25 protein-coding genes are annotated in these 25,013 nt (G+C 74.0%); 7 read left to right on the plus strand and 18 right to left on the minus strand.

Features of this window, described 5'->3' with window-relative positions; genetic code table 11:
* Positions 1-78: 78 nt before the first annotated feature.
* Complete coding sequence (locus tag AC0I8G_RS07265) at positions 79-1,809, plus strand: HD-GYP domain-containing protein (RefSeq protein WP_471729327.1); 1,731 nt, start codon at positions 79-81, stop codon at positions 1,807-1,809.
* A 265-nt stretch (positions 1,810-2,074) separates the two neighbouring features.
* On the opposite strand, the gene AC0I8G_RS07270 is transcribed toward AC0I8G_RS07265, so the two are convergent.
* Entirely contained in the window at positions 2,075-2,236 is a 162-nt protein-coding gene (locus AC0I8G_RS07270; RefSeq protein WP_471729328.1) for a hypothetical protein, read from the minus strand.
* A 512-nt stretch (positions 2,237-2,748) separates the two neighbouring features.
* Here AC0I8G_RS07270 and AC0I8G_RS07275 point away from each other — a divergent pair.
* Together AC0I8G_RS07275 and AC0I8G_RS07280 are read left to right on the plus strand one after the other, a co-directional pair.
* Positions 2,749-3,420 (plus strand): hypothetical protein, encoded by a 672-nt coding sequence (locus AC0I8G_RS07275; RefSeq protein ID WP_471729329.1) that lies wholly within the window; start codon positions 2,749-2,751, stop codon positions 3,418-3,420.
* Positions 3,421-3,471: 51 nt separating this feature from the next.
* Positions 3,472-4,158: a pentapeptide repeat-containing protein gene (locus AC0I8G_RS07280; protein ID WP_471729330.1), complete on the plus strand. Its 687-nt coding sequence runs from the start codon at positions 3,472-3,474 to the stop codon at positions 4,156-4,158.
* 2 nt (positions 4,159-4,160) lie between these two features.
* On the opposite strand, the gene AC0I8G_RS07285 is transcribed toward AC0I8G_RS07280, so the two are convergent.
* A complete protein-coding gene (locus tag AC0I8G_RS07285) occupies positions 4,161-4,853 on the minus strand; it encodes an MBL fold metallo-hydrolase (RefSeq protein WP_380256187.1) in 693 nt (230 codons plus the stop codon).
* 119 nt (positions 4,854-4,972) lie between these two features.
* On the opposite strand from AC0I8G_RS07285, the gene AC0I8G_RS07290 reads away from it, so the two are divergent.
* Both AC0I8G_RS07290 and AC0I8G_RS07295 read left to right on the plus strand, forming a co-directional pair.
* On the plus strand, positions 4,973-6,637 hold the full coding sequence (locus tag AC0I8G_RS07290; protein ID WP_471729331.1) for a DUF349 domain-containing protein: 1,665 nt from the start codon (positions 4,973-4,975) through the stop codon (positions 6,635-6,637).
* A gap of 62 nt (positions 6,638-6,699) precedes the next feature.
* Complete coding sequence (locus tag AC0I8G_RS07295; RefSeq protein WP_471729332.1) at positions 6,700-7,329, plus strand: hypothetical protein; 630 nt, start codon at positions 6,700-6,702, stop codon at positions 7,327-7,329.
* Here AC0I8G_RS07295 and AC0I8G_RS07300 read toward each other — a convergent pair.
* From AC0I8G_RS07300 to ruvA, 7 genes are all read right to left on the minus strand, one after another.
* The gene (locus AC0I8G_RS07300; protein WP_471729333.1) at positions 7,301-9,739 is read right to left on the minus strand and encodes a RelA/SpoT family protein; all 2,439 of its coding nucleotides are present in this window, start codon (positions 9,737-9,739) and stop codon (positions 7,301-7,303) included. The genes AC0I8G_RS07295 and AC0I8G_RS07300 overlap by 29 nt on opposite strands.
* 75 nt (positions 9,740-9,814) lie before the next feature.
* A complete protein-coding gene (locus AC0I8G_RS07305) occupies positions 9,815-10,372 on the minus strand; it encodes an adenine phosphoribosyltransferase (protein WP_471729334.1) in 558 nt (185 codons plus the stop codon).
* On the minus strand, positions 10,369-11,361 hold the full coding sequence (gene secF / locus AC0I8G_RS07310; RefSeq protein WP_328295860.1) for a protein translocase subunit SecF: 993 nt from the start codon (positions 11,359-11,361) through the stop codon (positions 10,369-10,371). The genes AC0I8G_RS07305 and secF overlap by 4 nt, the downstream gene beginning before the upstream one ends.
* Positions 11,361-13,370, minus strand: coding sequence for a protein translocase subunit SecD (gene secD / locus AC0I8G_RS07315; RefSeq protein WP_471729335.1), 2,010 nt, complete (start codon positions 13,368-13,370; stop codon positions 11,361-11,363). Before secD ends, secF begins: the two co-directional genes overlap by 1 nt.
* Before the next feature lie 95 nt (positions 13,371-13,465).
* On the minus strand, positions 13,466-13,828 hold the full coding sequence (gene yajC, locus AC0I8G_RS07320) for a preprotein translocase subunit YajC (RefSeq protein WP_471729336.1): 363 nt from the start codon (positions 13,826-13,828) through the stop codon (positions 13,466-13,468).
* Positions 13,829-14,001: 173 nt separating this feature from the next.
* Entirely contained in the window at positions 14,002-15,072 is a 1,071-nt protein-coding gene (gene ruvB / locus AC0I8G_RS07325; protein WP_471729337.1) for a Holliday junction branch migration DNA helicase RuvB, read from the minus strand.
* Positions 15,072-15,662 carry a Holliday junction branch migration protein RuvA gene (gene ruvA, locus AC0I8G_RS07330; protein ID WP_328295856.1) on the minus strand — a complete coding sequence of 197 codons (591 nt, stop codon included), beginning with the start codon at positions 15,660-15,662 and terminating at the stop codon, positions 15,072-15,074. Before ruvA ends, ruvB begins: the two co-directional genes overlap by 1 nt.
* A gap of 108 nt (positions 15,663-15,770) precedes the next feature.
* Between ruvA and AC0I8G_RS07335 the strand changes: the two genes are divergently transcribed.
* Positions 15,771-16,487, plus strand: a complete 717-nt coding sequence (locus AC0I8G_RS07335) for a dienelactone hydrolase family protein (protein WP_471729338.1) — start codon at positions 15,771-15,773, stop codon at positions 16,485-16,487.
* On the opposite strand, the gene ruvC is transcribed toward AC0I8G_RS07335, so the two are convergent.
* The 5 genes from ruvC to AC0I8G_RS07360 all read right to left on the minus strand — a co-directional run bounded on the left by ruvC (position 16,406) and on the right by AC0I8G_RS07360 (position 20,819).
* Positions 16,406-17,038, minus strand: coding sequence for a crossover junction endodeoxyribonuclease RuvC (gene ruvC / locus AC0I8G_RS07340; RefSeq protein WP_471729339.1), 633 nt, complete (start codon positions 17,036-17,038; stop codon positions 16,406-16,408). The genes AC0I8G_RS07335 and ruvC overlap by 82 nt on opposite strands.
* A gap of 75 nt (positions 17,039-17,113) precedes the next feature.
* Positions 17,114-17,875 (minus strand): YebC/PmpR family DNA-binding transcriptional regulator, encoded by a 762-nt coding sequence (locus tag AC0I8G_RS07345; RefSeq protein ID WP_380256163.1) that lies wholly within the window; start codon positions 17,873-17,875, stop codon positions 17,114-17,116.
* Between the two features lie 21 nt (positions 17,876-17,896).
* A complete protein-coding gene (pdxT, locus tag AC0I8G_RS07350) occupies positions 17,897-18,577 on the minus strand; it encodes a pyridoxal 5'-phosphate synthase glutaminase subunit PdxT (protein WP_471729340.1) in 681 nt (226 codons plus the stop codon).
* Positions 18,574-19,746, minus strand: coding sequence for a glycosyltransferase family 4 protein (locus AC0I8G_RS07355; protein WP_471729341.1), 1,173 nt, complete (start codon positions 19,744-19,746; stop codon positions 18,574-18,576). The genes pdxT and AC0I8G_RS07355 overlap by 4 nt, the downstream gene beginning before the upstream one ends.
* Entirely contained in the window at positions 19,743-20,819 is a 1,077-nt protein-coding gene (locus tag AC0I8G_RS07360; RefSeq protein WP_471729342.1) for a lysylphosphatidylglycerol synthase domain-containing protein, read from the minus strand. Before AC0I8G_RS07360 ends, AC0I8G_RS07355 begins: the two co-directional genes overlap by 4 nt.
* Positions 20,820-21,032: 213 nt before the next feature.
* Here AC0I8G_RS07360 and AC0I8G_RS07365 point away from each other — a divergent pair, with 213 nt between their 5' ends.
* Complete coding sequence (locus AC0I8G_RS07365) at positions 21,033-21,878, plus strand: PIG-L deacetylase family protein (RefSeq protein ID WP_471729343.1); 846 nt, start codon at positions 21,033-21,035, stop codon at positions 21,876-21,878.
* 2 nt (positions 21,879-21,880) lie between these two features.
* On the opposite strand, the gene AC0I8G_RS07370 is transcribed toward AC0I8G_RS07365, so the two are convergent.
* Genes AC0I8G_RS07370 through AC0I8G_RS07385 form a run of 4 tightly spaced genes read right to left on the minus strand, consistent with a single transcriptional unit; the run spans position 21,881 to position 25,013 of the window.
* The gene (locus AC0I8G_RS07370; RefSeq protein ID WP_471729344.1) at positions 21,881-22,423 is read right to left on the minus strand and encodes an NUDIX hydrolase; all 543 of its coding nucleotides are present in this window, start codon (positions 22,421-22,423) and stop codon (positions 21,881-21,883) included.
* A complete protein-coding gene (gene pdxS / locus AC0I8G_RS07375; protein ID WP_471729345.1) occupies positions 22,420-23,334 on the minus strand; it encodes a pyridoxal 5'-phosphate synthase lyase subunit PdxS in 915 nt (304 codons plus the stop codon). Before pdxS ends, AC0I8G_RS07370 begins: the two co-directional genes overlap by 4 nt.
* Before the next feature lie 48 nt (positions 23,335-23,382).
* A complete protein-coding gene (locus AC0I8G_RS07380; RefSeq protein WP_471729346.1) occupies positions 23,383-23,916 on the minus strand; it encodes a hypothetical protein in 534 nt (177 codons plus the stop codon).
* Positions 23,913-25,013, minus strand: coding sequence for a glycosyltransferase family 4 protein (locus AC0I8G_RS07385; protein ID WP_471729347.1), 1,101 nt, complete (start codon positions 25,011-25,013; stop codon positions 23,913-23,915). Before AC0I8G_RS07385 ends, AC0I8G_RS07380 begins: the two co-directional genes overlap by 4 nt.

Below are 25,013 nucleotides of genomic sequence, written 5' to 3' on the forward strand. Positions count from 1 at the left end.
TGGATCGGCACCGTCCACACGGGTGAAGTACCGCTGCAGTCCCTCAGGTTCCCGCCCTTCCCGTTCGATTCCTCGTCAATGGCCACTGGACCCACGCAGAACTACGGAGACCAGGCCTCCACCACCTGGCGGCCGCGACCTCTGGCGGCTGCCCTGGTGCGGGCAGCGTCCACGTCCGGGCCGCTGGTGATCGCCCTGATCGTCGGCGCCGGGGCCGCGCACTGGCTGCCCGCGACGGCGACCGGACTGCCCTGGCCGGTGTGGCTGCTGCTCGTGGTGGGGGTCTCGACCGGAGTCCTCGTCCTGGTCTCCCGCTGGTTGCGCGGACTGCTGCCGCTGTCGGCGTTGCTGCGCCTGAGCCTGGTGCTGCCCGACCGGGTGCCCAGCCGCTTCGAGGTGGCCCGCCGTACCTGGACCCCCGCGGCGCTGGAGGGGGGCAGGAAGCCGGCGGGCAAGGCCGGGGCCGTCGAGGAGAGCACCGCGCAGCGGTTGCTGGCCCTCGTCGGCACCCTCGCCGGCCACGACGACCGCACCCGCGCCCACGGCGAGCGGGTCCAGGCCTACGCGGCGCTGATCGGGCGCGAGCTGGGCCTGTCCGACGAGGACGTCGACCGCCTCAGCTGGGTGGCCCTGCTGCACGACGTGGGCAAGGTCCACGTCCCCGTGGAGATCATCAACAAGGACGGCCGCCCCACCGAGGAGGAGTGGGCGCAACTGCAGCAGCACCCCCACCACGGCGGGGAACTCGTCCAGCCGTTGCGCGGGTGGCTGGGGGACTGGCTGGACGGGGTCGAGCAGCACCACGAACGCTTCGACGGCGGCGGCTACCCCCACGGCCTCGCCGGGGAGGAGATCTCCCTCGCCGCCCGCGTCATCGCCGTGGCCGACACCTACGACGTCATCACCTCCGCCCGCGCCTACAAGAAGCCGATGCCCGCCGAGCAGGCCCGCGCCGAGATCACCCGCTGCGCGGGGCAGCAGTTCGACCCTGAGGTCGTGCGCGCGTTCCTCTCCGTCGGCATCGGGCGCCTGCGCCGGATCGCCGGCCCCGCGACCGTGCTGGCGGCCCTGCCGGGGGTGGGGGCCGCCCCCGCGCAGGCGCTGTCCACTACCGCGTCGGTCGCGCAGACCGCCGGCGGCCAGGTCGCGGCCGCGCTGCTGTCCGCAGCCGTGGGGGTCGGCGCCGGGTCTGCCGCGATCACCGCCGCCTCGACCTCCGCCGCCGCCGAGACGCGCGCCCCGGGCACCGTCGCCACCGCCCCGGTCCCCTCCGGCCGGGCCGTCGCCGCGACGTCCACCGCGACTCCGGCCCTCACGGCGTCCGTGGTGACGCCGTCCACCTTGCCGTCGCTCCTGCCGTCGACTCCCCCGTCCGCTGCCGCGGCGGCGGTGCCTGTTGCGGCGGTGCCGGTTGCGGCGCCCGCGGCCACGACCACGTCGCCGGCGGCCCGCACGACCCTGTCCACCGCCGCCCACGCCGTGACGGGCCTTCGTCCTGCGTCGGCGACGGGCACCCCGGCCCCCGCGGTGAGCACGAGCGCTCCGGTGCGCCCGTCCACCCCCTCACCGCCCAGTCCTCGATCATCGACGACCGCTGCCCCCACGGGGACGCCGACGGGGCCCGGGGCGATGCCGACGGGCACCCCGACCGGGACGGCCACCCCCACCGTCACCGCCACGGGGACACCCACCGGGACCCCGACGGGCACGGTGACCGCCACCACGACGCCGGTCACGACCCCTACCCCCTCGGCGAGCACCAGCACCTGCGCGGCCAACAACAAGAACAAGGACAAGTGCGGCCACTGAGCCCGGGAAGTTCAGCTCACGGCGCGCGAGCGCGCTGTTCGAGGGGAGACCGTGAAGTCGTCAGGTCGTTCGCACGCAGTGGGCGACGTCAACGGTCGCAGCTCCAGGTCGGCAGCGCGGCGCCGAGGGGGCGAACCTCAACACCGTCGCCGACACCAGCGGCGTCAGGACCAGGACCTGCAGCAGGACGCCCCGTGTGCAGCGCCGGGGCGGTGTGGTGCGGTGATCAGCCACCGGGTCATCGCCCCGCCTCGGCGACGGTGGTTCACAGACGGTCCCTGGCCAGCGCGGCGTCGGTGGTGCGCGCTCCGGTCACGCTGCCGCCGGGGACGGTCTCGTCGATGTCGAGCAGGGCCTGACCGGTGAGGACCACCTGCGCCGCCGCGGCGTCCTCCTCCACGCGGGCGCGCTCGGTGGTGCCTGGCACGGGAACGGTGCCCTGAGCGATCCCCTGGCCACCCGCCGACTGCGCCCTCGTCCTGCAGGAGCTCGTCTGGTGCAGGAGGCAGGTCGACGCGGCTGCAAGCGTCGACCGTGGCGTCTCGGGCCGGCGGTGACGGTCGAGGGATCGGGACGAGGTCTCCGACGGGCTCGGCTGCCGGGAGCAGCGTGGTGGCGACGACGGGGCACGGACGCGGTCGAGCACGGGACCACGACACGGGCGGAGGAGACGACGGCGCCCCGGTGCGGGTGGGGGACGGCGATGGCGGAGGGGCGAGGAGCCGGCCACCGCGTGAGCCCCCGCCGCGCCCAGGCCGGCCGGCGTGTCACCGGCATCCCCCGCGGCACCACCCCGGGTGGCGCACCCCCCGGCGCGCACCTCTTGTCGGAGCGTCGCGGGAACGGTTGACTGATCCCCAGCCGCGCTGGAGCCTGCGCTCGGACGGCTGCGCGCGTCGGCTGGGGGATGTCCGACGTCGATCGTCCCTGGGAGGTTGCGTGTCGGACGCCCTGAGCCGCGAGCACCACCTGCGGCACCGCGCCGAGCGCGTGCGCGCGGACCTGGAGGCCCTCTGGGGGGACGAGCTCCCCGAGGCTCCCGACCCGGTGCTGACCGTGCTCGTGGACGCCGTCGCCGTCGACGACCAGCACGGGGTCGACGACCGGCTCGTCGTCCAGGGGGACGGCCTGGGCTACGAGGCGCTGGCCCGGGTCCTCGCCGACGTCCGCAGCTCCGCCACCCTGCACCTCGTGCCGCCCGCCCTGCGGGCCCGCCTCGCCGGTGTGCTGCCGCCGACGGGCCGCCTCATCGACCTGCGGGTCGCCGGTGAGGCCGCGCTGCCGAGCGAGTCGACCGGGGCGTGGGAGTACGACGCCACCGCGGACACCGTCGCCTGGGACGCCCGCAGCGGCGTCCTCTACGGCCTCGGTCAGCACCCCGGGGTCGCGTCGCTGCCGGAGTGGTTGCGGCGCAGCGTCCACGACGAGGACCGCTCACTCGTCTCCTCGGCGCTGCGCTCCTCCGCCTCGACCGGACTGCCCTACGACGTGCGCTTCCGGATCGCGCCGCCGCGGCACGGGATGGTCGTCGCGCGCGGACGCGTCCTCAACGGCCCCGGCGGTGGCGCGCGGGTGCTGGGCTTCGCGGCGGAGGACGTCGGCGTCGGCTAGTCCGGCACAGCGGCTGATCGGGCACCGCGGCTGATCGGGCACAGTGGCGCTGTGCCGAAGAAGCCCGGCCGCCGCTCCGAGGAGCCGGCGACGCCCACCCCCGACCTCCCGCTCGACGAGTCCACCCTCGAGGCGGCGACGCGGCCGCCGAGGGCGGGTGAGTCCCACGACGGACTCCTCTTCGGCGAGGCGACCTGCGGGGACCTCAGCGGCGTCGACGCCCGGGACGCGCGGTTCCTGGGGTGCGTGCTGTCCCGGGTGCGCGCCGACGGGCTGGCGTTGGCGGGGGCCCGCCTGGTCGACGTGCGGATCGCCGCGCTCGCCGCGACCGAGGCGCCGTGGCGCTCCTCCACCTGGCAGGAGGTGGTCGTCGAGGACTGCCGCATCGGCGCGTGGGACCTCTCCGCGGCGCAGTGGACGCGCGTGGCGGTCCGCGGTGGCCGTTTCGACTTCGTGAACCTGCGCGAGGCGTCGCTGACCGACGTCACCTTCACCGGGTGCGACCTGCGTGAGGTCGACGTCTCCGGCGCGGGCCTCACGCGGGTGCGGTTCCTCGACTGCCGGATCGGGCACCTGGACGTGACCTCGGCCCGGTTGAGCGGTGTCGACCTGAGCGGGGCCGACGTCGAGGCCGTCAGCGGGGTCGGGTCGCTGCGCGGCGCCCGGATCAGCGAGCTCCAGCTCCTCCGCCTCGCGCCGTTGCTCGCCGAGCACCTCGGGCTGCGGGTGGCGGACTGACCTCAGGACCCGCCGGCGAGACGGGCCAGCTGCTGCAGGTAGGGGTTGGTCGCGCGTTCGCGGGCGATCGTCGTCGCCGGCCCGTGCCCCGGCAGCACGTCGGTGGCGTCCTCCAGCGGCAGCACCCGCGTCAGCAGGCTGCGCAGCATCGCCTGGTGGTCCCCGCCGGGCAGGTCGGTCCGTCCGATGGAGCCGGCGAAGAGCACGTCCCCGGACAGCAGCAGGTCGGGCTCTCCGGCCCGGTCGACCGAGAAGAGCACGGACCCCTCGGTGTGCCCGGGTGCGTGCTGGACGGCGATCGAGAGGCCCGCGACCTGCAGGGAGGCCCCGTCCTCGACGGTCACGACGTCGTCGGGGTCGCGCCACTGCACGGTGCCCGTCGTGGCCTCCAGGGCGTGGCGCAGGGGTGCCCCGATCCCGGCCAGCGGATCCTTCAGCCGGTACGCGTCGGCGCGGTGGATCGTCGCGGCGACACCGTGCGCCCCGCACACGGGGGTGACGGAGTACGTGTGGTCGAGGTGCCCGTGGGTCAGCAGGACCGCGGCGGGTTTCAACCGGTGCCGGCGCAGGACCTCGGCCAGGCGGTCGGCCACGTCGACGCCCGGGTCGACGACGACGCACTCCTCCCCGGCCCGGGGTGCGACCACGTAGCAGTTGGTCCCGAAGACGGTCGCCTCGACCGTGTCGATGAGCACGTCACGCACCCTAGTTCGCGCCGCTGACGGGGACGACGTCGCTCACACCCCGCGATCAGGACCGGGCACGCCGTGACTGCCTGCTCCGATCGGGGCCCGAGGGACCTAGAATCAGGCGGGTGACCGAGCAGCCCCAGGAGCCGGCGTCCCTCACGGACGTGGCGGACACCCCCGAGACCCCGACCGAAGCGACCCCGGAGGCACCGGAGACGGCTGCCGCGCAGCAGGACGTGACGGCGGCCGAGACGCCGGCGGCCGAGGCCGACCCCGCGTCGGAGGCGCCGCAGTCCTCGTCGGAGGCGCCGTCGGAGGCGTCGTCAGAGGCGTCGTCGGAGGAACCTTCCGAGGTGACGGCGGAGCCGCAGCCCGAAGCCGGCCCCCCGGCGGAGCAGCCGGTCGACCCCACTCCGGCCCCCGGCCCGCGCCCGACGCCGGCCGTGCCGCGCCCGACCCCGCGTCCCACCCCCGCCCCGGCCGTCGTCGCACCGTCGACCACCGAGGCGGGCCCCGAGGTCGGGCACCTGACCTCGGTGGACCGCGAGGCGGCCGCCGCCTTCGGGCGCGTCGACGACAACGGCACCGTCTGGGTCCGCCGCGCCGACGGTGAGCACGAGGTCGGCGCCTACCCCGACGCGACGCCCGAGGAGGCGATCGCCTACTTCGTGCGCAAGTACGGGGAGGTCGTCGCCCAGGTCGACCTGTTCGAGCAGCGCCTGCGCAGCACCGAACTGGCCGGCAAGGACATCGTCTCCGGGGTCGCCACGCTGCGCACCGCGCTCGCCGAGACCCGCGCCGTCGGTGACCTCGACGCCCTCGCCGCCCGCGTGGAGGCGCTGGCCACCGTCGCCGACGAGGCCCGGGCCGCCGCCGACCGCGCCCGCGCCGCCCAGCGCGAGACACTGCGCGCCGGTCGGCTCGCGATCGTCGAGGAGGCCGAGCAGATCGCCGGTCAGGACCCCGAGAAGGTCCAGTGGCGTTCCTCCGGCGAACGCCTGCGCACCCTCTTCGAGGAGTGGAAGGCCGCCCAGCGCGAAGGTCGCCTCGACAAGCGCAGCGAGGACGACCTGTGGAAGCGCTTCAGCCACGCCCGCAGCGCCTTCGACAAGATGCGCCGTCACCACTTCGCCGCCCTCGGTGAGGAACGCAGCACCATCCGCTCCGAGAAGGAGACCCTCGTCGCCGAGGCGGAGGCGCTGTCCACCTCCACCGACTGGCGCGGCACGACCAACGCCTACCGCGCCCTGATGGACCGTTGGAAGGCGGCGGGTCGCCTCGGCCGCAAGGACGACGACACCCTGTGGGACCGCTTCCGCGCGGCCCAGGACGTCTTCTTCGCCGCGCGCACCGCGGCCAACGACGAGGTGGACGAGGAGTTCCGCGAGAACCTCGTCGCGAAGGAGGCTCTGCTGCTCGAGGCGGAGGCGCTGCTGCCGATCAAGGACCTCAACGCGACCAAGAAGGCCCTCAACTCCATCCAGGACCGGTGGGAGGCCGCGGGCAAGGTGCCGCGCACCGACCTCGGCCGGGTCGAAGGTCGCCTGCGCGCCGTCGAGACCGCCGTCCGCGACGCCGAGCAGGCCCGCTGGTCGCGGTCCAACCCCGAGGCCCAGGCCCGGGCCGGTGGCCTCGCCAGCCAGCTCGAGAACGCCATCCGCGACCTCGAGGCCGACGTCGAGAAGGCCCGCACCAAGGGTGACGCCCGGGCGCTGGCCCGCGCCGAGGAAGCCCTCCGGGCCCGTCGCGCCTGGTTGGACGCCGCCCAGGCCACCCTGCGCGACGCCTGAGCTGTCCACAGGTCCGAGGCGCTCGTCGCGCACGCTCCCGTCCACGGTGTGGACTGGGTGGCGTGCGCGACGAGTGGTTGACCTCCGTCCTGGTCCGAGGTGCCGTCGGCAGCGGTGACACCCCGTGGCGACCGCAGGGTCGGGCCGCAGCGGCGGCGGCTGACCGTGAGGTCCGCGACGGGCTCCTGCAGCAGGTCGTCGGGGACGTGGTCCTCGCGGCCGACGTGGCCTTGGACGCGACTCTGCGCGCCCGCGCCCTCGCTCTGTTCGTCCCCGCCGGTGTCGTGGTCATCGCCGACGCCGCGGCCTGGGTGCACCTGGGCCGACCGCTGCCCGCACCGCACGAGGTCCAGGTCGCGGGCGGGCGCCTCCCCGAACTCCCCCACGCTCCGCTGCGGTTGAGCTTCTCCCGCGTGCGGCCCGCACCTGGTGACGTGCAGGAACTCGCCGGGCTGGCCCTCACGACACCCGCTCGCACGCTGCTCGACGTCGCCGCCGTCCGACCCCACCGCGCACCGTGGCTGCGCGAGCGGATGCTCGACGCGGGACTCCTGTCGGACGGGGACCTCCAGGACGCCAGCGACCGGGCGCGCGGGCGCGGCGGGGTGCGCACCGCCCGCCGGGCCCTCGACCTCCCGCGGGCACCCCGCCCGCGGGAGGAGGTCAGGCCTTCGTCGGACGCGACGCCATGACCCGGTAGGCGTCGAAGACCCCGTCGACGCGGCGCACCGCGTTCAGCACCTGGCTGAGGTGGTTGGGTTCGGCCATCTCGAAGGAGAACTTCGACAGAGCCACCCGGTCCCGGCTCGTCGACACCGTCGCGGACAGGATGTTCACGTGGTTGTCCGAGAGGACTCGGGTGACGTCGGAGAGCAGACGTGCTCGGTCCAGCGCCTCCACCTGGATCTGCACCAGGAAGAGCCGGGTCTGACCGGTCGCGATGGCCGAGGCCCACTGCACGTCGACGATCCGCTCGGGCTCGTTGCGCAGCATCGTCACGTTCTCGCAGTCCTCCCGGTGCACCGAGACCCCGGCACCCCGGGTGACGAACCCGACGATCGGGTCCTGCGGCACGGGAGTGCAACAGCGGGCGAGCTTGACCCACACGTCGTCCGCTCCGGCCACGACGACCCCGGCGCCACCGCTGCTGCGACTCGGCCGGGCCTGCCCCGGAGTGGTCGCCTCCGCGAGGTCCTCCTCGGCGGCGGCCTCCCCGCCGACGGCGGCGATGAGCTTCTCCACGACGTGGGCCGCGGAGACGTGACGCTCCCCCACCGCCGCGTAGAGCGCCGAGACGTCGGGGTGGTTCAGTTCGCGGGCGACGACGAGCAGCGAGTCGTGGGACAGCAGACGCTGCAACGGCAGGTGCTGCTTGCGCATCGCACGGGCGATCTCGTCCTTGCCGTCCTCGATCGCCTCCTCGCGCCGTTCCTTCGAGAAGTGCTGCTTGATCTTGTTGCGCGCCCGCGGGCTCTTGACGAACTGCAGCCAGTCACGGCTGGGCCCGGCACCGTCGGCCTTGGAGGTGAAGATCTCGACGAGGTCGCCGTTGTCGAGGGTCGACTCCAGCGGGACGAGGCGGCCGTTGACGCGGGCGCCCATCGTGCGGTGGCCGACTTCGGTGTGCACGGCGTAGGCGAAGTCGACCGGGGTGGAGCCGGCCGGCAGTTCCTGCACGTCGCCCTTGGGGGTGAAGACGAACACCTGACCGGCGTTGATCTCCCAGCGCAGGTCGTCGAGGAAGTCGCTGGAGGCGGACTCGCGCTGCCAGTCGACGACGGCCTTCAGCCAGTCCATCTCGTTCTGCGCCCCGCCGCCGCCGACGGCGTTCGGGTCGTCCTTGTACTTCCAGTGCGCCGCGACGCCGTACTCGGCGCGCTGGTGCATGTTGTAGGTGCGGATCTGGATCTCGACGGGCTTGCCCTCGGGTCCGATGACCGTCGTGTGCAGCGACTGGTACATGTTGAACTTGGGCATCGCGATGTAGTCCTTGAACCGGCCGGGTACCGGGTTCCAGCGCGCGTGCAGCGCACCGAGGACGGCGTAGCAGTCGCGGACGGAGTCGACCAGGACCCGCACCCCGACGAGGTCGTAGATCTCGGCGAAGTCGCGGCCGCGCACGATCATCTTCTGGTAGATCGAGTAGTAGTGCTTGGGCCGGCCGGTGACCGTCGCCCGCACCCGGGCGCTCTTGAGGTCGTCCTCGATCTGCGCGCGGACGCCCTGCAGGTACTCCTCGCGCGCGGGCGCCCGGTCGGCCACGAGGCGGACGATCTCGTCGAAGACCTTGGGGTAGACCGTCGCGAACGACAGGTCCTCCAGCTCCCACTTGATGGTGTTCATGCCCAGCCGGTGGGCCAGGGGGGCGTAGATCTCGAGGGTCTCGCGGGCCTTCTTTTCCGCCGAGGCCGCCGACACGTAGCGCCAGGTCCGGGCGTTGTGGAGGCGGTCGGCGAGCTTGATGACCAGGACGCGGATGTCCTTGGCCATCGCCACGACCATCTTCCGGACGGTCTCGGCCTGCGCGGCGTCGCCGTAGGTGACCTTGTCGAGCTTCGTGACGCCGTCGACGAGGACGGCGATCTCGTCACCGAAGTCGGCGCGCAGGTTCGCCAGCGTGTAGTCGGTGTCCTCGACGGTGTCGTGCAGCAGCGCCGCGGCGAGCGTCGACGGGGTCATGCCGAGCTCGGCGAGGATCGTCGCGACCGCGACGGGGTGGGTGATGTAGGGGTCGCCGCTCTTGCGGCGCTGGCCGTCGTGCGCGCGCTCGGCGCGGTCGAAGGCCTTCTCGACGACGGACAGGTCCGCCTTCGGGTGGGTGTTGGAGACGGTGCGCAGCAACGGTTCCAGCACCGGCGAGACGCTGGACTGGCGGTGCTGGCCGAAGCGCGCGAGGCGCGAGAGCATCCGCCCGGCGGTGACCGGACCGGTGTGCTGCGCCTCCGTGCCGCGACGTCGTTCCGGCCCGTTGGGTCGACCCGTGGGGGGACGGCGTTGCGGTGCCGGTGCGGGGACCACGGACCCCTGCGTCGGGGATTCCACCTGCGCCGGTGTGTCGGGCGCACTCGTGGCAGTGGCGTGAGTCTCGGTGCCGTCGGCCATGTCGCCCCTCCGTTCGTCCGGGCACCAGTCTAGGTGAACGCGGACGGAAGGGGAGGAGGACGGGCCGACCTGCGCTCAGGCCTCGGTGTGCAGGGCCACGACGGGACGCTCGCCCAGCTGCGGACGACCGGCGAGGAACCCAAGCTCGAGCAGCACGGCCAGGCCGACCACCTCGGCCCCCACCTCCTCCAGCAGCTCGCACGCCGCGCGGGCCGTTCCGCCGGTGGCGAGGACGTCGTCGACGACGAGGACCCGCTCCCCCGCACCGACGGTGTGCGCCGACAGTTCCAGGGCGGCGGTGCCGTACTCCAGGGCGTAGTCGCGCCGGTGCACGGGCGCGGGCAGCTTCCCGGCCTTGCGGATGGGCCAGAACCCCAGCCCGGCGCGTTCGGCGGCCGGGGCGGCGAGCATGAACCCGCGGGCCTCGATCCCCGCCACGGCGGTGGCGCCGGCCGCCCGGGCCACCTCGGCCAGCGCCGCGACGACCGTCGCGAACGCCGACGCGTCGGCCAGCAGCGGGGTGATGTCCTTGAAGACGACCCCCGGTTCGGGGAAGTCGGGGACGTCGCGGAAGCCGGCGACCACCGTGGCCGCGACGCGCTCGGCGTCGGGCACGGTCAGCACCCGGCTCACGCCGGGTCGCCCGCGGTGACGGGTTCGGCGGTGACGCCCTCGCGGACGTCGCGGTCGAGCTGCCTGACCCGCGCCTCACGGGAACGGAGCACGACCAGCAGCGGCGTGGCGACGAAGATCGACGAGTACGCCCCGACGAGCATGCCGACGAACAGCGCGAGGCTGATGTCGCGCAGCGTGCCCGCGCCGAGCAGCAGGTCCCCGATGAAGAGGATCGCGGCGACGGGCAGCAGGGCCACGACGGTCGTGTTCACCGAACGCACGACGGTCTGGTTGATCGCGAGGTTGGCCGCGTCACCGAAGGTGCGGTCCTTCTTGAGGAAGGCGCCGTCGGTGTTCTCGCGGACCTTGTCGAAGACCACGACGGTGTCGTAGAGCGAGTAGCCGAGGATCGTCAGGAACCCGATCACCGAGGCCGGCGTGACCTCGAAGCCGACGAGGGCGTAGACCCCGGCGGTGATCAGCAGGTCGTGGAACAGCGCGACGAGCGAGGCGATCGCCATCGTCCAGGCCCGGAAGTACAGCGCCATGACGATGGACACGATGACGAGGAAGACGATCAGACCGGTGAGGGCCTTGTTGGTCACGTCCGCGCCCCAGCTCGGACCGATGCTCGAGGGGTTCACGTCGTTCTGGGAGACCCCGAGCTTCTGCGCGAGCTCGGCCCGGATCTCGTCGAGCTGCGTCGTGCTGACCGTCTCGGTCTGGACCCGGAGCCCGTTCCCGCCGACGGTGGTCACCGTCGGCACGGCGTCCGGGAGGACCGCCTGGACCGCCTCGCGGGCGGCGTCCTGGTTCGTGGTCCCGGAGACGCGGAACTCCGCGCCCCCCTCGAACTCGATGCCGTAGGTGAGTCCGGGTTTGACCAGCAGGATCGCCGAGATCAGCACGAGCGCACCCGCGATGAGGAACCACAGCTTGCGGCGGCCGACGAAGTCGAAGGAGGACTCACCGGTGTAGAGCCGGTTGCCCAGTTGCGCCATGCCCATCAGGAACCCGCCTCGTTCTCGTCGCGGCCGGAGTCCGGCTCGCCCTCACCCTGACCGCCGCCCGACCCGGATGTCGCCCGGGCCTTCTCCCGTTCCGCCGCACGGCGTTCGGCCACGGTGGGCCGGTGCTCGCCGTGGTGCAGGGCGACCCGGGCCACGACGGACCCGAGGTGCTCGGGGTCGAAACCGGACCACTTGTGCCCACCACCGAAGAACTTCGTCCTCGCCAGCAGCGCGACGACGGGGTGGGTGAAGAGGATCACGATCGCGACGTCGATGATCGTCGTGATGCCCAGGGTGTAGGCGAACCCCCGGACGTTGCCGACGGCGAGGACGTAGAGGACGACGGCCGAGAGCAGGCTGACCGCGTCGGAGACGAGGATCGTGCGCCGGGCGCGGAACCAGCCGGCCTCGACGGCGGAGGACAGGATGCGGCCGTCGCGGATCTCGTCGCGGACGCGTTCGAAGAACAGGATGAACGAGTCGGCCGTGATGCCGATGGCGACGATGAGCCCGGCGATCGCGGCCAGGCTGAGCCGGAAGCCCTGCAGCCAGCTCAGCAGCAGGATGACCCCGAAGTTCAGCGCCGCCGCCAGCACGAGGCTGCCGATGGTCACCAGGCCCAGCGCGCGGTACTGGACCAGCGAGTAGGCGACGACGAGGATCAGACCGATCAACCCGGCGAGCAGCCCGTGGCGCAACTGCTCCGAGCCGAGGGTCGCGGAGACCTGCTCCTGGGTCTGCACGACGAAGGACACCGGCAGCGCGCCGAACTGCAGCTGCTGGGCCAGGGCCTCGGCGCTGGCCTGGGTGAAGTTCCCCTCGATGTCGACGTCGGCGCCGAAGCGCTGGGACACCGTGGGGGCGGTGATGACGAGACCGTCGAGGACCGCCGCGAACTGGTTCTGCGGCGAAGGCAGCGTGGAGATGCGGGTGGTGAGCTTCGAGAACGCGTCGGCACCCGCGCTGTTGAACTTCAGCCGCACGACCCACTGGCCGGTGTTCACCCCGGAGCTGTTCGTCGCGGTCGTGGCGACCGCGCTGGTGAGCTGCGTGCCCTCGAGCTCGGCCGGGCCCAGGACGTACTTGTCCCTGCCGTCCTGGCTGCACGTGACGAGGACCTTGGTCGGGTCGTCGGCGATGCCCCGCGCGCGCTGGGCCGGGTCGGAGCAGTCCAGGTTCTGGAACAGGGCCGGGAGGTCCGGGATGGTCTTGTAGTTGTCGAAGTCGCTCGCGTCGGTCGGCGAGGCCGCCGGGGTGCCGCTGGGCTGCCCCGGCCCCGGGGTGGCGGTCGGGGTCGCGATGTCGGCGAGCGTCGGCGGCGTCACCGCAGCGGAGGGCGCCTCCGTGGGAGCGGTCGTGGCGGCCTGCAGGGCGGCGGGGGCGGCCGCGCCGTCCGCGCTCTGCGTGGGCTCGGGCGTGGCTGCGCCCGTCGGAGTCGCCGCGTCGGTGGGCGTCGCCCCGCCCGTGGGGTTCGCCGACGCACCGTCGGTCGGCGTGGCCCCGTCCGTAGGCGTGGCCCCCTCGGTGGGCGCGTCGGTGGCGGGCGGGGTGACGGCCTCGTCGAAGAGGACGACCCGCATCCGCATCTGCGCCGACTGCGAGATGAGGTTGAGCTGCTCACGGGTGGCCTGGCCCGGGATGGAGACGGAGATGTTCTGCCCGCCCTGGACGGAGACCTCCGTCTCGCTCAGTCCGGTGGCGTCGACGCGCTGCCGGATGATCTCGGCCGCGCGCTGGACCTGCTCGGTGGGAACCGTCCCGCCGTTGGTCGAACGGGGCGTCAGGACGATCTGCGTCCCGCCCTCGAGGTCGAGGGCCAGACCGGGCGACCACTTCGCGGTGCTCCAGATCGAACCGGCGGCCACCGACGCGAACATCGCGACGACGACGAGGACCAGCACCGCGAGGGTGCGGCCCGGGTGGGGTCGGCGGATGGGCGCACCGCGGCGCACGCGGGGCGGCCGGTTCGGGGACCCGCTGGTGGACGTCGGCCTGTCGTTGGACACTCAATACCTCGGGACGGCGCTCACCGGGTGACGGATGTTCACCCGGTCAGCGCAAGCTTGTCACTGCTAGTGGACGACTGCTGTCTTATCAGTAGTCACTGTGCGCGCGGGGCACCGCCCGCGGTGTCGTCGTCGCGCTTCTGCAGGCTGAGACCACCGTCGCCCGGGTCCACGCTCTCCTCGAGGGGAGCCACCTCGGTCGGCGCCACCACGCGGGCGACGGCCCGGCGGGTCCACCGGGTCTGCAGGCCGGGGGCGATCTCGAGGACGACCTCGTCACCCTCGATCTCCACGACGGTCCCGAACATGCCCGAGGTCGTCATGACCCTGGCCCCGGGCGCGACCCCGGACTGCATCTGCTGTTGAGCCTTCTGCTGCTTGCGCGTCCGGCTGAACATGAACACCAACAGGGCGACCATGATCAGCAGGAAGAACAGCCGGCTGCTGCCACCACCCACGACAAAACCTCTCCGCACCGGCGGGATCGACGACTCACCGGTGCCTGCGCCGACCGGTGCCGGCACGGCCGGCCCAACGCGGTGAGGCCCTGTGAGGTTCCGCAGGGACCCACCCGGGACCGACTCGCCCGTGGAGTCTAGAGGCTCACCCGTCCGGCCCAGCCCAGCGACGCTCAGGGTTGCGAGGGGTCCTCGTCGGCCTCGTCACCCTCGGGAGCGAACGCCCAGGCCGCCCCCACGGGCGCGTCGCGGGGCGGGGTGAGTCCCAGGTGGGCCCAGGTGTCGGGCAGGGCGATCCGACCCCGCGGGGTCCGTCCCAGCAGCCCCTCGCGCACCAGGAAGGGCTCGGCGACCGTCTCGACGGTCTCGGCCTCCTCCCCCACGACGACGGCCAGGGTCGAGAGGCCCACCGGTCCACCGCCGAAGCGCCGGCACAGCGCGTCGAGCACGGCCCGGTCGAGGCGGTCCAGGCCGCGCTCGTCGACCTCGTAGACCTCCAGCGCCGCCCGGGCCGCGTGCCGGTCGACGATCCCCGACCCCCGCACCTGCGCCCAGTCGCGGACCCGGCGCAGCAACCGGTTGGCGATGCGGGGCGTCCCCCGCGAGCGGCCGCCGATCTCGGCGGCCCCCTCCGCGGTGAGCTGCACCCCGAGCAGGGAAGCGCTGCGGCGCAACACCTGCACGAGCTCCGCGGGCGTGTAGAAGTCGAGGTAGCCGGTGAAGCCGAACCGGTCGCGCAGCGGCGCCGGGAGCAGGCCCGCCCGCGTCGTCGCCCCGACCAGGGTGAACTTCGGCAGCTCCAGCGGGATCGCCGTGGCCCCCGCGCCCTTGCCGACGATGACGTCGACGCGGTAGTCCTCCATGGCGATGTAGAGCATCTCCTCGGCCGGGCGCGCCATCCGGTGGATCTCGTCCAGGAACAGCACCTCACCCTCGTCGAGCGAGCTCAGCACCGCCGCGAGGTCCCCCGCGTGCTGGATCGCCGGACCGCTGGACTGGCGCAGCGGGGCGCCCATCTCGGAGGCCACGATCATCGCCAGCGTCGTCTTGCCCAGCCCGGGCGGACCGGAGAAGAGGACGTGGTCGCTGGGCATCCCGCGCGCCTTGGCGGCGTCGAGGACGAGCGCGAGCTGCTCCCGCACGACCTTCTGCCCGACGAACTCGTCGAGGCCGTGGGGGCGCAGCGCGGACTCGGCCGCGCGCTCACGCTCGTCGGCCCCCGTCGTCACCAGCCGGTCCTCCATCAGCGACCCGACAGGTGGCGCAGCGCCGCCCGCAGGACGCCGGGCACGTCGAGGTCGTCGTCGAGCACGACCTCCACGACGTCACCGGCCTGCTTGAGCGGGTAGCCCAGCCCGACCAGGGCCTCGACCACCCGGTCCTTGCGCGCGTCCCCACCCGAGGGCGAGGCCGCCGGCGCGATCGACCCCGAGGGCGGTCCGAGGCGGTCCCCCAGTTCCAGGCAGATGCGCTGGGCGGTCTTCTTGCCGATGCCCGGCACCCGGACGAGGGCCGCGTGGTCCTCGGACGCGACGGCCGCGCGGATCCCGTCGGGGCGGTGCACCGCCAGCATGGCCAGCGCCATCTTCGGCCCGACCCCGGAGGCGGTCTGCACGACCTCGAAGACCTCCTTCTCGTCCGCGTCGGCGAAGCCGAACAGCGTCAGGGAGTCCTCGCGCACCACCAACGTGGTGTGCAGCAACGCCTCCTGGCCCACGCGCAGACCGGCCAGCGTGGCGGGCGCGGCCAGGACGAACATCCCCACGCCACCCACCTCCACGACCGCGGAGTCCAGCCGCACCGCGAGCACCTGCCCACGCACCGACGCGATCACCAGCACGACCTCCGAGACACCCGACGAACACTTGTACGAGAGGCTAGACGGCCCCTGCGACACGACCCCTCAGGCGCGCCGCGCAGACCCTGGGGGCAGAGTGCTGCCGTGACCCACGAGAAGACCGCGAACCCCCGCCAGAACGTCACCTTCGACAGCGCCACCGAGTCCGGCCACGCCCACGGCTACCTCCGCGTCCCCGAGTCCGGCAGCGGCCCGGGCGTCATCGTCGTCCAGGAGTGGTGGGGCCTCACCGACCACATCGCCGGCATCGTCGACCGCCTCGCCCGCGAGGGCTTCGTGGCGCTGGCCCCGGACCTCTACGGCGGGCGCACGACCCACGACTCCGCCGAGGCGGCGCAGCTGCTCACCGACCTGCCCGCCGAGGACGCGGCCCGCGACCTCGCCGGGGCCGTCACCTACCTGCTCGACCTGCCCGGGACCACCTCGGAACGCGCCGGGGTCGTCGGCTTCTGCATGGGCGGGGGCTTCGTGCTGACCCTGGCCGCGCAGCAGGGCGACCGGATCGGCGCGGCGGTGCCCTGGTACGGGCTCCCCGGCCCGGACACCGACTACTCCGGCCTGCGAGCGCCGGTGCTGGGCCACTACGGCGCCGAGGACACCTCCGTCCCGCTGGAGGGTGTGCGCGCCACCGAGGCCCGCATCCGCGAGCAGGCGGGGGTCGAGGTGACGATGGAGGTCTACCCCGCCCCGCACGCGTTCTACAACGACGAACGCCCGAGCTACCGGCCCGAGTCGGCCGAGCTGGCCTGGGAACGCACGACGGACTTCCTGCGGGGTCGGCTCGCGGCCGAGCGCGCCTGAGCCTCCGCCTCCGCGTAGGCGTTGCGCCGGCCCGTGACGAGGGCGGTGTGCGCGGCGGCCTCCAGCCGGGAGGTCGCCCCGCCCCGCCAGAGGTGGCACAACGCCAGCGCGAGGGCGTCGGCGGCGTCCGCGGGCCGGGGCGGGGCGTCGAGACCGAGGATGCGGGTGACCATGACGGTGACCTGCTCCTTCTCGGCCCGCCCCGACCCGGTCACCGCGGCCTTCACCTCGCTCGGCGTGTGCATCGCCACGGGCAGTCCCCGGCGCGCGGCGGCGACGAGGACCAGACCGGCGGCCTGCGCGGTCCCCATGACGGAGCGGACGTTGGCCTGGGCGAAGACGCGTTCGACGGCGACGACGTCGGGGCGGTGGGTGTCGAGCCACTCGTCGAGGCCCTCGCTGATCGCGAGCAGCCGGGAGGCCACGGGATCGGTGGCGGGGGTCCGGATGACGCCGACGCCGACGAGCTCGGCGCGACGTCCGGCGCGGACCGCGTCGATCACCCCGACGCCGCACCGGGTCAGCCCGGGGTCGACCGCTAGAACACGCACGGCCCCCACGATCGCACGGAGCGGTCGTGGGGGCCGGGAGCCGCGCTGGGGAGCGGCGCGCGTCGAGGCGGTGGGTCAGGCGTCCTCGAGGGCCGCCATCACGTCGTCGGACACGTCGTAGTTCGCGTAGACGTTCTGCACGTCGTCGCAGTCGTCGAGCACGTCGATGAGGCGGAAGACCTTCGTCGCGCCCTCGGCGTCCAGCGGCACCTCGACGCTGGGCACGAAGCTGGCGTCGGCGGAGTCGTACTCGATCCCCGCGGCCTTCAGCGCGTCGCGCACGGCGCCCAGGTCGGTCGCCTCGCTGACGACCTCGAAGGTGTCGCCCTGGTCGGTGACCTCCTCGGCCCCGGCCTCGAGCACGGCCTCGAGGACGCCGTCCTCGGTGAGGTCGGTGCCCTCCTTGCCGATGACGACGACACCCTTGCGGGTGAACATGTACGCCACCGACCCCGGGTCGGCGAGCGAGCCGCCGTTGCGGGTCATCGCCGTGCGGACCTCCATGGCCGCACGGTTCTTGTTGTCGGTGAGGCACTCGATGAGGAGCGCGACGCCGCTGGGGCCGTAGCCCTCGTACATGATCGTCTGCCAGTCCGCGCCACCGGCCTCGGCACCGGAGCCGCGCTTGACGGCACGGTCGATGTTGTCGGCGGGCACGGAGGTCTTCTTCGCCTTCTGGATCGCGTCGAAGAGCGTCGGGTTGCCCGAGACGTCGCCGCCGCCCGTGCGCGCCGCGACCTCGATGTTCTTGATCAGTCGGGCGAAGCTCTTGGCGCGCTTGGCGTCGACGACGGCCTTCTTGTGCTTGGTCGTCGCCCACTTGGAGTGGCCGGACATCTGCTTCCCTCCGCCGTTGCTCTACCTGCTCGAAAAACGTGTGTGCGCTCGGGCCGTCGTCGCCGCCACGCTGTCGCGGACCATCTCCACGAAGTAGCGGTGCACCCGGTCGTCCCCGGTGATCTCCGGGTGGAACGACGTGGCGAGCAGACGGCCCTGTCGCACGGCGACGATCCTACCCGCGGCGGGCCCCGCGCTCAGTCGGGCGAGCACGGTGACCTCCGGACCGGCCTCCTCGACCCACGGCGCCCGGATGAAGATCCCCTCGACCGCCGGTCCGCCGCGGGTGACCTCCTCGAGCGGGAGGAGCTCCTCCCAGGAGTCGACCTGGCGTCCGAAGGCGTTGCGCCGCACGGTGATGTCGATCCCGCCGAGGGTCTCCTGGCCCTTCCCCCCGTCCAGGATCCGGTCGGCCAGCAGGATCATCCCTGCGCACGAGCCGTAGACCGGCAACCCGTCGGCGATCCGGGCCCGCAGGGCGTCGCGGAGCTCGAAGACCCGCAGCAACCGGTCGATCGTCGTCGACTCGCCCCCGGGCAGGACCAGACCGTCGACGCTCTCCAGCTCGGCGAGGCGACGGACGGTGACGACCCGCGCTCCCCCGGCGCCCAGCGCGCGGACGTGTTCCCCGACGTCGCCCTGCAGGGCGAGGACGCCGATGACGACGTCAGGCCCTCCCGATCCGGTTCCTCCAACGCTCACGCGCGAAGACTAGGCCGCGCCCCGGCCGCCTCGTACGCGGCCAGGGTGGCGGGCAGGACCCGCGCCCACGTCACCCGCGGATCGGTCGTGGCGTTGTGCCGGCGGATCTCGTCCACCCGTCCGCGTTCCAGCGCCCAGCCGGCCAGGACCTCGGCCAGGTGCCGGTCGTCGCGGGCCAGCGCGCCCTCCACCCCGTCGGTGACGAACTCGCTGAGCCCGCTGCCCACCATCCCCGCGACGGCCAGCCCGGCGCACCGCGCCTCCAGCGCGGCCAGGCCGAAGGACTCCCACACCGCGGGGGCGACGTAGACGTCGGCGGTGGCGAACAGCTCAGCCAGCTCGGGACGCGTCCGGCGCCCCGGCAGCGACACCCAGTCGCCCATGTCGTGGCGCTGCACGAAGGCCCGGGCCGCGCGGTGCTGCGGTCCGTCCCCGACGAGGACGGCCCGCAGCGGGACGTCGCGGGGCAGCGACGCGTGCAGGTCGCGCAGCGCCCCCAGCAGCGGCAGGACCCGCTTGCGGGCGGCGAAGCGCCCGGCCGTCACCACCGTGAACGGCTCCGACCCCGACGACCGCGGGGCGCCGCGCCAGGGGGCAGGGTCGATGCCGTTGGGCAGCAGGGCCACCGGCGCCCCGGTGGCCCGGCGCAGCGGTGCGGCGACGGCCTCGCTGACCGCGGTCCAGCGCACCGACCCCGCCCGCCGCGACGAGAGGGCCAGCGCGAGCGGGACGGCACTGCCGCGCGGGAGCATCGAGTGCACGGTGACGACCGCCGGGACCCCGAGCCGGTGCGCGGCGCGCAGCGCGGCCCAGCTCAGCGGGGAGACGACCGAGGAGTGGGCGTGCACGACGTCGGCCGCCGCCACCAGCTCGTGCAGCTCGGCGCGACCGGCGCCGCTCCAGAGCACCGGGTCGACGACCCCGACCGCGCCGGCCGGCTGCAGCCGGGTCACCCGGAACGGCGCCGCGGGGACCTCGTCCGGCAGCGCGCCCGTGGCCGTCACGACCGTCACCGCGTGCCCCTGCTCGGACAGCCGGGTCGCGAGGTCGCGCACGTGCAGCTCGATCCCCCCTAGGCGGGGCAGGTAGCTGTCGGCCACGAGCAGGACGCGCGAGGTCGGGGTCCGGGCCGCGCGGACGAGCGCGGGCGGCAGCGTGAGGACGCTCATCGCACACCCCTCACGTCACCGCTGCGCTCACCGCGGTGCGCGAGCAGCCACCCGCCCAGGGCGATCCCCCCCACGGGCACCTCGAGCACCACGATCAGGAACCGGTACAGCAGCACACCGGTCAGGACGGGCACGGCGGGAGCCCCGGCCCCGATGAGCACGGCGCAGGCCGCGGCCTCTGCCATCCCCGTCCCCGACGGGGTGAGGGGAACGCTGCTCGCCACCCGGTCCAGGGCGAACGCCGCGAGGACCACGGTCGCCGCGGAGTGCACACCGGCCGCCCGCAGGCAGAGCACGAAGAGCAGTCCCTGCAGGGCGACGTAGCCCAGCACCCCGAAGGTCAACCGGGACCACTCGGCGCGCACCCGCGCGAGCACGGTGGTCCGGACCTCGTCCAGACCGAGGAACCACTCCGCCGCGACGCGCGGGGCCGAAGCGCGACGAGGCGAGCGCGCGAGCAGCCGGTCCGCGCCGGCGAGCGCCCCCGCGAGGGTCCGCAGACCGCGGCTCGTGCCCGCCGCGACCACGACGAGCGCCCCCGCGAGCACGCTCGACCCCAGCGCGATCGACCACCCCTGGGCGTGCGGCAGCCGGGGCATCCCCCCGGTGGCCAGGGCGATCGCGAGTGCCGGTAGGGCCACCGCGAACTTCCCCACCAGGTCGACACCGTTGCTGGTGATCGTGAAGGAGGCGACGTCGCGGCCGGAGAAGCGCCAGCGGCGCAGCATCAGGGAGTTGAGCCAGACGCCGACGGCACCGCCGAAGGGCAGCGCGCTCGCCACGGCGCTGCCGGAGAGGTTGAGCAGGACCGCGCGACGCCGGGACAACCCGGCCAGCGACGCCGTCAGGACCCCGGCGCACACCAGCAGGCCGGCGGCCCACACCACGACCAGGACCGCGACCTGCCCCGCGCCCACCCCGGCGACCGCGGCGGCGACCTCGTGCCAGCTGGCCCCGACGAGACGGGGCAGCACCGCCACGGCCACCACGGCCGCCGCGCTGGTCGCCAGACCCGCTGCGACCCGGGTCCCCGAGCGCCGGGGGCGCTCCGGCACCACGTCCGGTCGCTCCATCACCACCACCACTGGTCCTCCTCGCTCGCACCGGGTACCCACGGTGGCGGAGGTGACCAGGGGCCGTCATCGGTCCCCGGTGCCGCCCTGCGGTCCTACCAGGGTGCCGCACGCACCCCCTACGGCCGGGGGTTGTCCACCCTCGGGATGATCTTCACCGCGACGCGGGCGCGAACGCCCCGGGCGGCCCCCGGCCCGTGCCAGGGTGGATCGGTGCGCCACGACCCGCAGACCCGCGAGCACGGCACCCGCGTGCTCGTGTCCTTGCACGCCCACCCCGACGACGAGGCGCTGCTGACCGGCGGGACGTTGGCGCGCGCCGCGGCGGAGGGCCACCGGGTGGTGCTCGTGGTGGCGACCGACGGGGCGGCGGGTCTCGCCGACGGTCCCACCGACGCCCTGGCCGCCCGCCGGGTCGAGGAGCTGCACCGCTCGGCCCGGGCGCTCGGGGTGGCCCGCGTCGTGCGGCTCGGGCACCGGGACAGCGGCTACCTCACGGCGGCGTCGGGCGACGGGGAGCCGGTCTTCAGCGACCTGCCCGTCGAGGTCGTCGCCGCCGAGGTGGCGCAGGTCCTGCGCGAGGAGGAGGCGGACGTCCTCACCAGCTACGACGCCCGGGGCGGCTACGGCCACCCCGACCACGTGCAGGTCCACCGCGTCGGGGCGCTCGCCGCCGAGCTCGCGGGTACCCCGGTGGTCCTGGAGGCGACCGTGGACCGGACGCTGCTGCACCGGGCGATGCGCGTGGTGTCCCTGCTGCCGGGCGTCGTCGGCGACGTGACGGCGGAACGGGTCCGCGGAGCCTTCACCGCGCGCGCCGACATCACCCACCGCGTCGACGTGCGCGCGCACGCGGGGGCGAAGCGCGCAGCCCTCGCCGCGCACGCCAGCCAGTCCGAGACGGGTGGAGCGCGCGGCGTGCGGGGGCTCGGCCTGCTGCTGCTGCTCCCGCGTCCCGTCTTCCGGGTCCTCGCCGGGCGGGAGTGGTTCGTCCAGCGGGGTGCCGTCCCGGCGCGACGGCCGCTCGGTGACGTCTTCGCCGACGTGCGGGAGCGCTGAGCTCAGACGATGGGCAGCGGGTCGCCCGTCCAGGTCACCGGGAGTTCCCCGACGAGACGCACGAGGTCGCCCGGGTAGTACGTCGTCCCCGCGGCGGCCAGGTCCGCCGGTGCCCACCAGCGCCACTCGCTGACCGACTCCCGTTCCAGGTCCGTCCAGCCGGCCGCGTCGAGGGTGAAACCCTCCCCCACGCGCAGGACGAAGAACTCCTCCGCCTGCCGGCACCGCGCGCCGAGGAAGGGGAATTCCGCGCTGCGCACCCACACCGGCCCGACGAGCTCGGCGGGGTCGACGTCGAGCCCCGTCTCCTCGCGCAGCTCCCGGCACGCCGCGACGCGGGCGTCCTCCCCGGGCGCCCGACCGCCGCCGACGGTGAACCACCAGTCGCTGCCCGGGGTCGCCGGGTCGCACCCTCGCAGCATCAGCACGCGTCCCGCGTCGTCGAGGACGACGACGCGGGACGCGCTGCGGGTGCGCAGACCGTCGGGGCCGAAACCCCACTCCGGTCCCAGCGGGTCGTCACCCTGGCCGGGGCGGCTGCTCACCAGCCGCGGGTCGCCAACCGGTGCGGTTCGGGGATCTGGTCGACGTTGAGGCCGACCATCGCCTCGCCCAGACCGCGCGAGACCTTGGCGATGACGTCGGGGTCGTCGTGGAAGGTCGTGGCCTTGACGATGGCCTCCGCCCGCTGGACCGGGTTGCCGGACTTGAAGATGCCGGAACCGACGAAGACCCCCTGGGCGCCCATCTGCATCATCATCGCCGCGTCGGCCGGGGTCGCGATCCCGCCGGCGGTGAAGAGGACCACGGGGAGCTTGCCGGTCTCGGCGATCTCCTTCACGAGGTCGTAGGGCGCACCCATCTCCTTGGCCGCGACGTAGACCTCGTCGGGTTCCAGCGAACGCAGCCGGTTGATCTCGGCGCGGATCGTGCGCATGTGCATGACCGCGTTGGAGACGTCACCGGTGCCGGCCTCGCCCTTGGAGCGGATCATCGCCGCGCCCTCGGTGATGCGCCGCAACGCCTCTCCGAGGTTCGTCGCCCCGCAGACGAAGGGGACCGTGAAGGAGTGCTTGTCGATGTGGTGGGTGTAGTCGGCCGGGGTGAGGACCTCGGACTCGTCGATGTAGTCCACGCCGAGGGACTGCAGGACCTGGGCCTCCACGAAGTGGCCGATGCGGGCCTTGGCCATCACCGGGATCGAGACCGCCGCGATGATCTGCTCGATCATGTCCGGGTCGGACATGCGGGACACCCCGCCCTCGGCCCGGATGTCGGCGGGGACCCGCTCGAGCGCCATCACGGCCACGGCGCCGGCGTCGGCCGCGATCCGGGCCTGGTCGGCGGTGACGACGTCCATGATCACGCCGCCCTTGAGCATCTCGGCCATGCCGCGCTTGACGCGGCTGGTGCCGACCGCCGGTGCGTTCGTCTGCTCGGTGCTGTCGGTGCTCACGGTCGTCGCCTCGCGATTCAGAAGGAGAGAGTTCAGGCGCTCGTCATCCTACGAGTCGGAACCGTCGAGGAAGTCCGCCGTCTCGGGCAGCCGGGCGTACCCCGCCAGCCGGGCCCAGCGCACGACCCGCTTGGCCCGCAGCCGCCGGGTCTGGACGACGGCGTCGTTGTGGAAGCGCCGGGCCAGTTCCACCCGGTGCTCCGCGTCGGCGACCCGGGCGAGACCGGGACCGTCCTGGTCGGGGAGGGCGACCTCCATCGCCCGGGTCAGGTCGCTCTCGACCCGCCAGCGGTGGGCGTCGTCGGCGTCGCTGGCGTCGCGCAGCGCCGCCGGGGTGCGGGGGGCGTCCAGGCTCGCGGTCGCGGCGTCGGCCAGCACCAACGACGAGGCGGGGTCCAGCTCGCCGGAGGTGGCGTACTCCAGGGCGGCCGAGGCGCGCCGGGTCAGTTCGGCGTCGAGGGCGGCCCGGCTGGTCTCGACCCGACGGTGCAGCCGGTCGACGCGCTGCGCCGTGGCCGAGAGGTACCAGGCGAGGACGGTCAGCAGCAGCAGGACGACCAGGGTCGAGACCACCGGGGTCACGCGACCACCGTCTCGTAGACGGTGAGCACCTGGGCGGCGACGACGGACCAGTCGTAGCGCGCGGCGGCCCGCTGACCGGCGGCCCCGAGGGCGAGGCGCTGCGCGGGGTGGGCCAGCAGGTCGAGGACCGCCGCCGCCGCCGAGGCCGCGTCGCCGAGGGTGAAGACCCGCCCGAACTCCCCGTCGCCCAGCACCCGCCGGAACGCACCGAGGTCGGCCGCGACGACGGGAGCCCCCGCCGCCATCGCCTCGACGAGGACGATGCCGAAGCTCTCCCCGCCGGTGTGCGGGGCGAGGTAGACGTCGGCGCTGGCCAGCAGCGACTCCTTCGCCGGGTCGTCCACCGCGCCGAGGAACTCCACCGAGGACGGGTCGTCCAGCAGTGCCCGGGCGGCCTCGACGTCACCGCGTCCGGCGACGAGGAAGCGCGCCCCGGGCACGACCGCCCGCACCAGCGGCACGATCCGGCACAGCAGCGGCAGCCCCTTGCGCGGTTCGTCGAGCCGGCCGACGAAGGCGATCACGGGAGCCCCGGGGGTCCCGGTCCACTCCGGACGCCTCTCGGCGCGGGCGAAGACGTCGGTGAAGACCCCGTTGGGGATGACGACGGCGTCGCCGCCCACGTGCTCGACGACGGTCCGCCGGGCGTCCTCGCTGACCGCGATGCGGGCCGAGATCTTCTCCAGGCTGGGCCGCAGCAGCGGGAACGCGGCCTGCATCGCCCGTGAGCGCAGGTTCGCGGTGTGGAACGTGGCGACCAGCGGTCCGCTCGCCGCCCACAGGGCGAGCAGCGAGGTGCTCGGCGAGAGCGGTTCGTGCACGTGCAGGACGTCGAAGTCCCCCTCGGCGACCCAGCGGCGCACCTTGGCCGCGGTCACCGGCCCGAAGGAGAGTCGCGCGACGGAGCCGTTGTAGGGCACGGCGACGACGTTGCCGCCCGGGTCGGCGAAGCTCGGCAGGGTCGACTCGTCGTCGGCGGGGGCCAGCACGCGGACGTGGTGGCCGAGGCCGATGAGGTGCTCGGCGAGGTCCCGGACGTGGAACTGCACCCCACCGGGCACGTCGAAGGAGTAGGGGCAGACGATCCCGATCCGCAC

It is taken from the genome of Kineococcus sp. AC630, assembly GCF_979255925.1.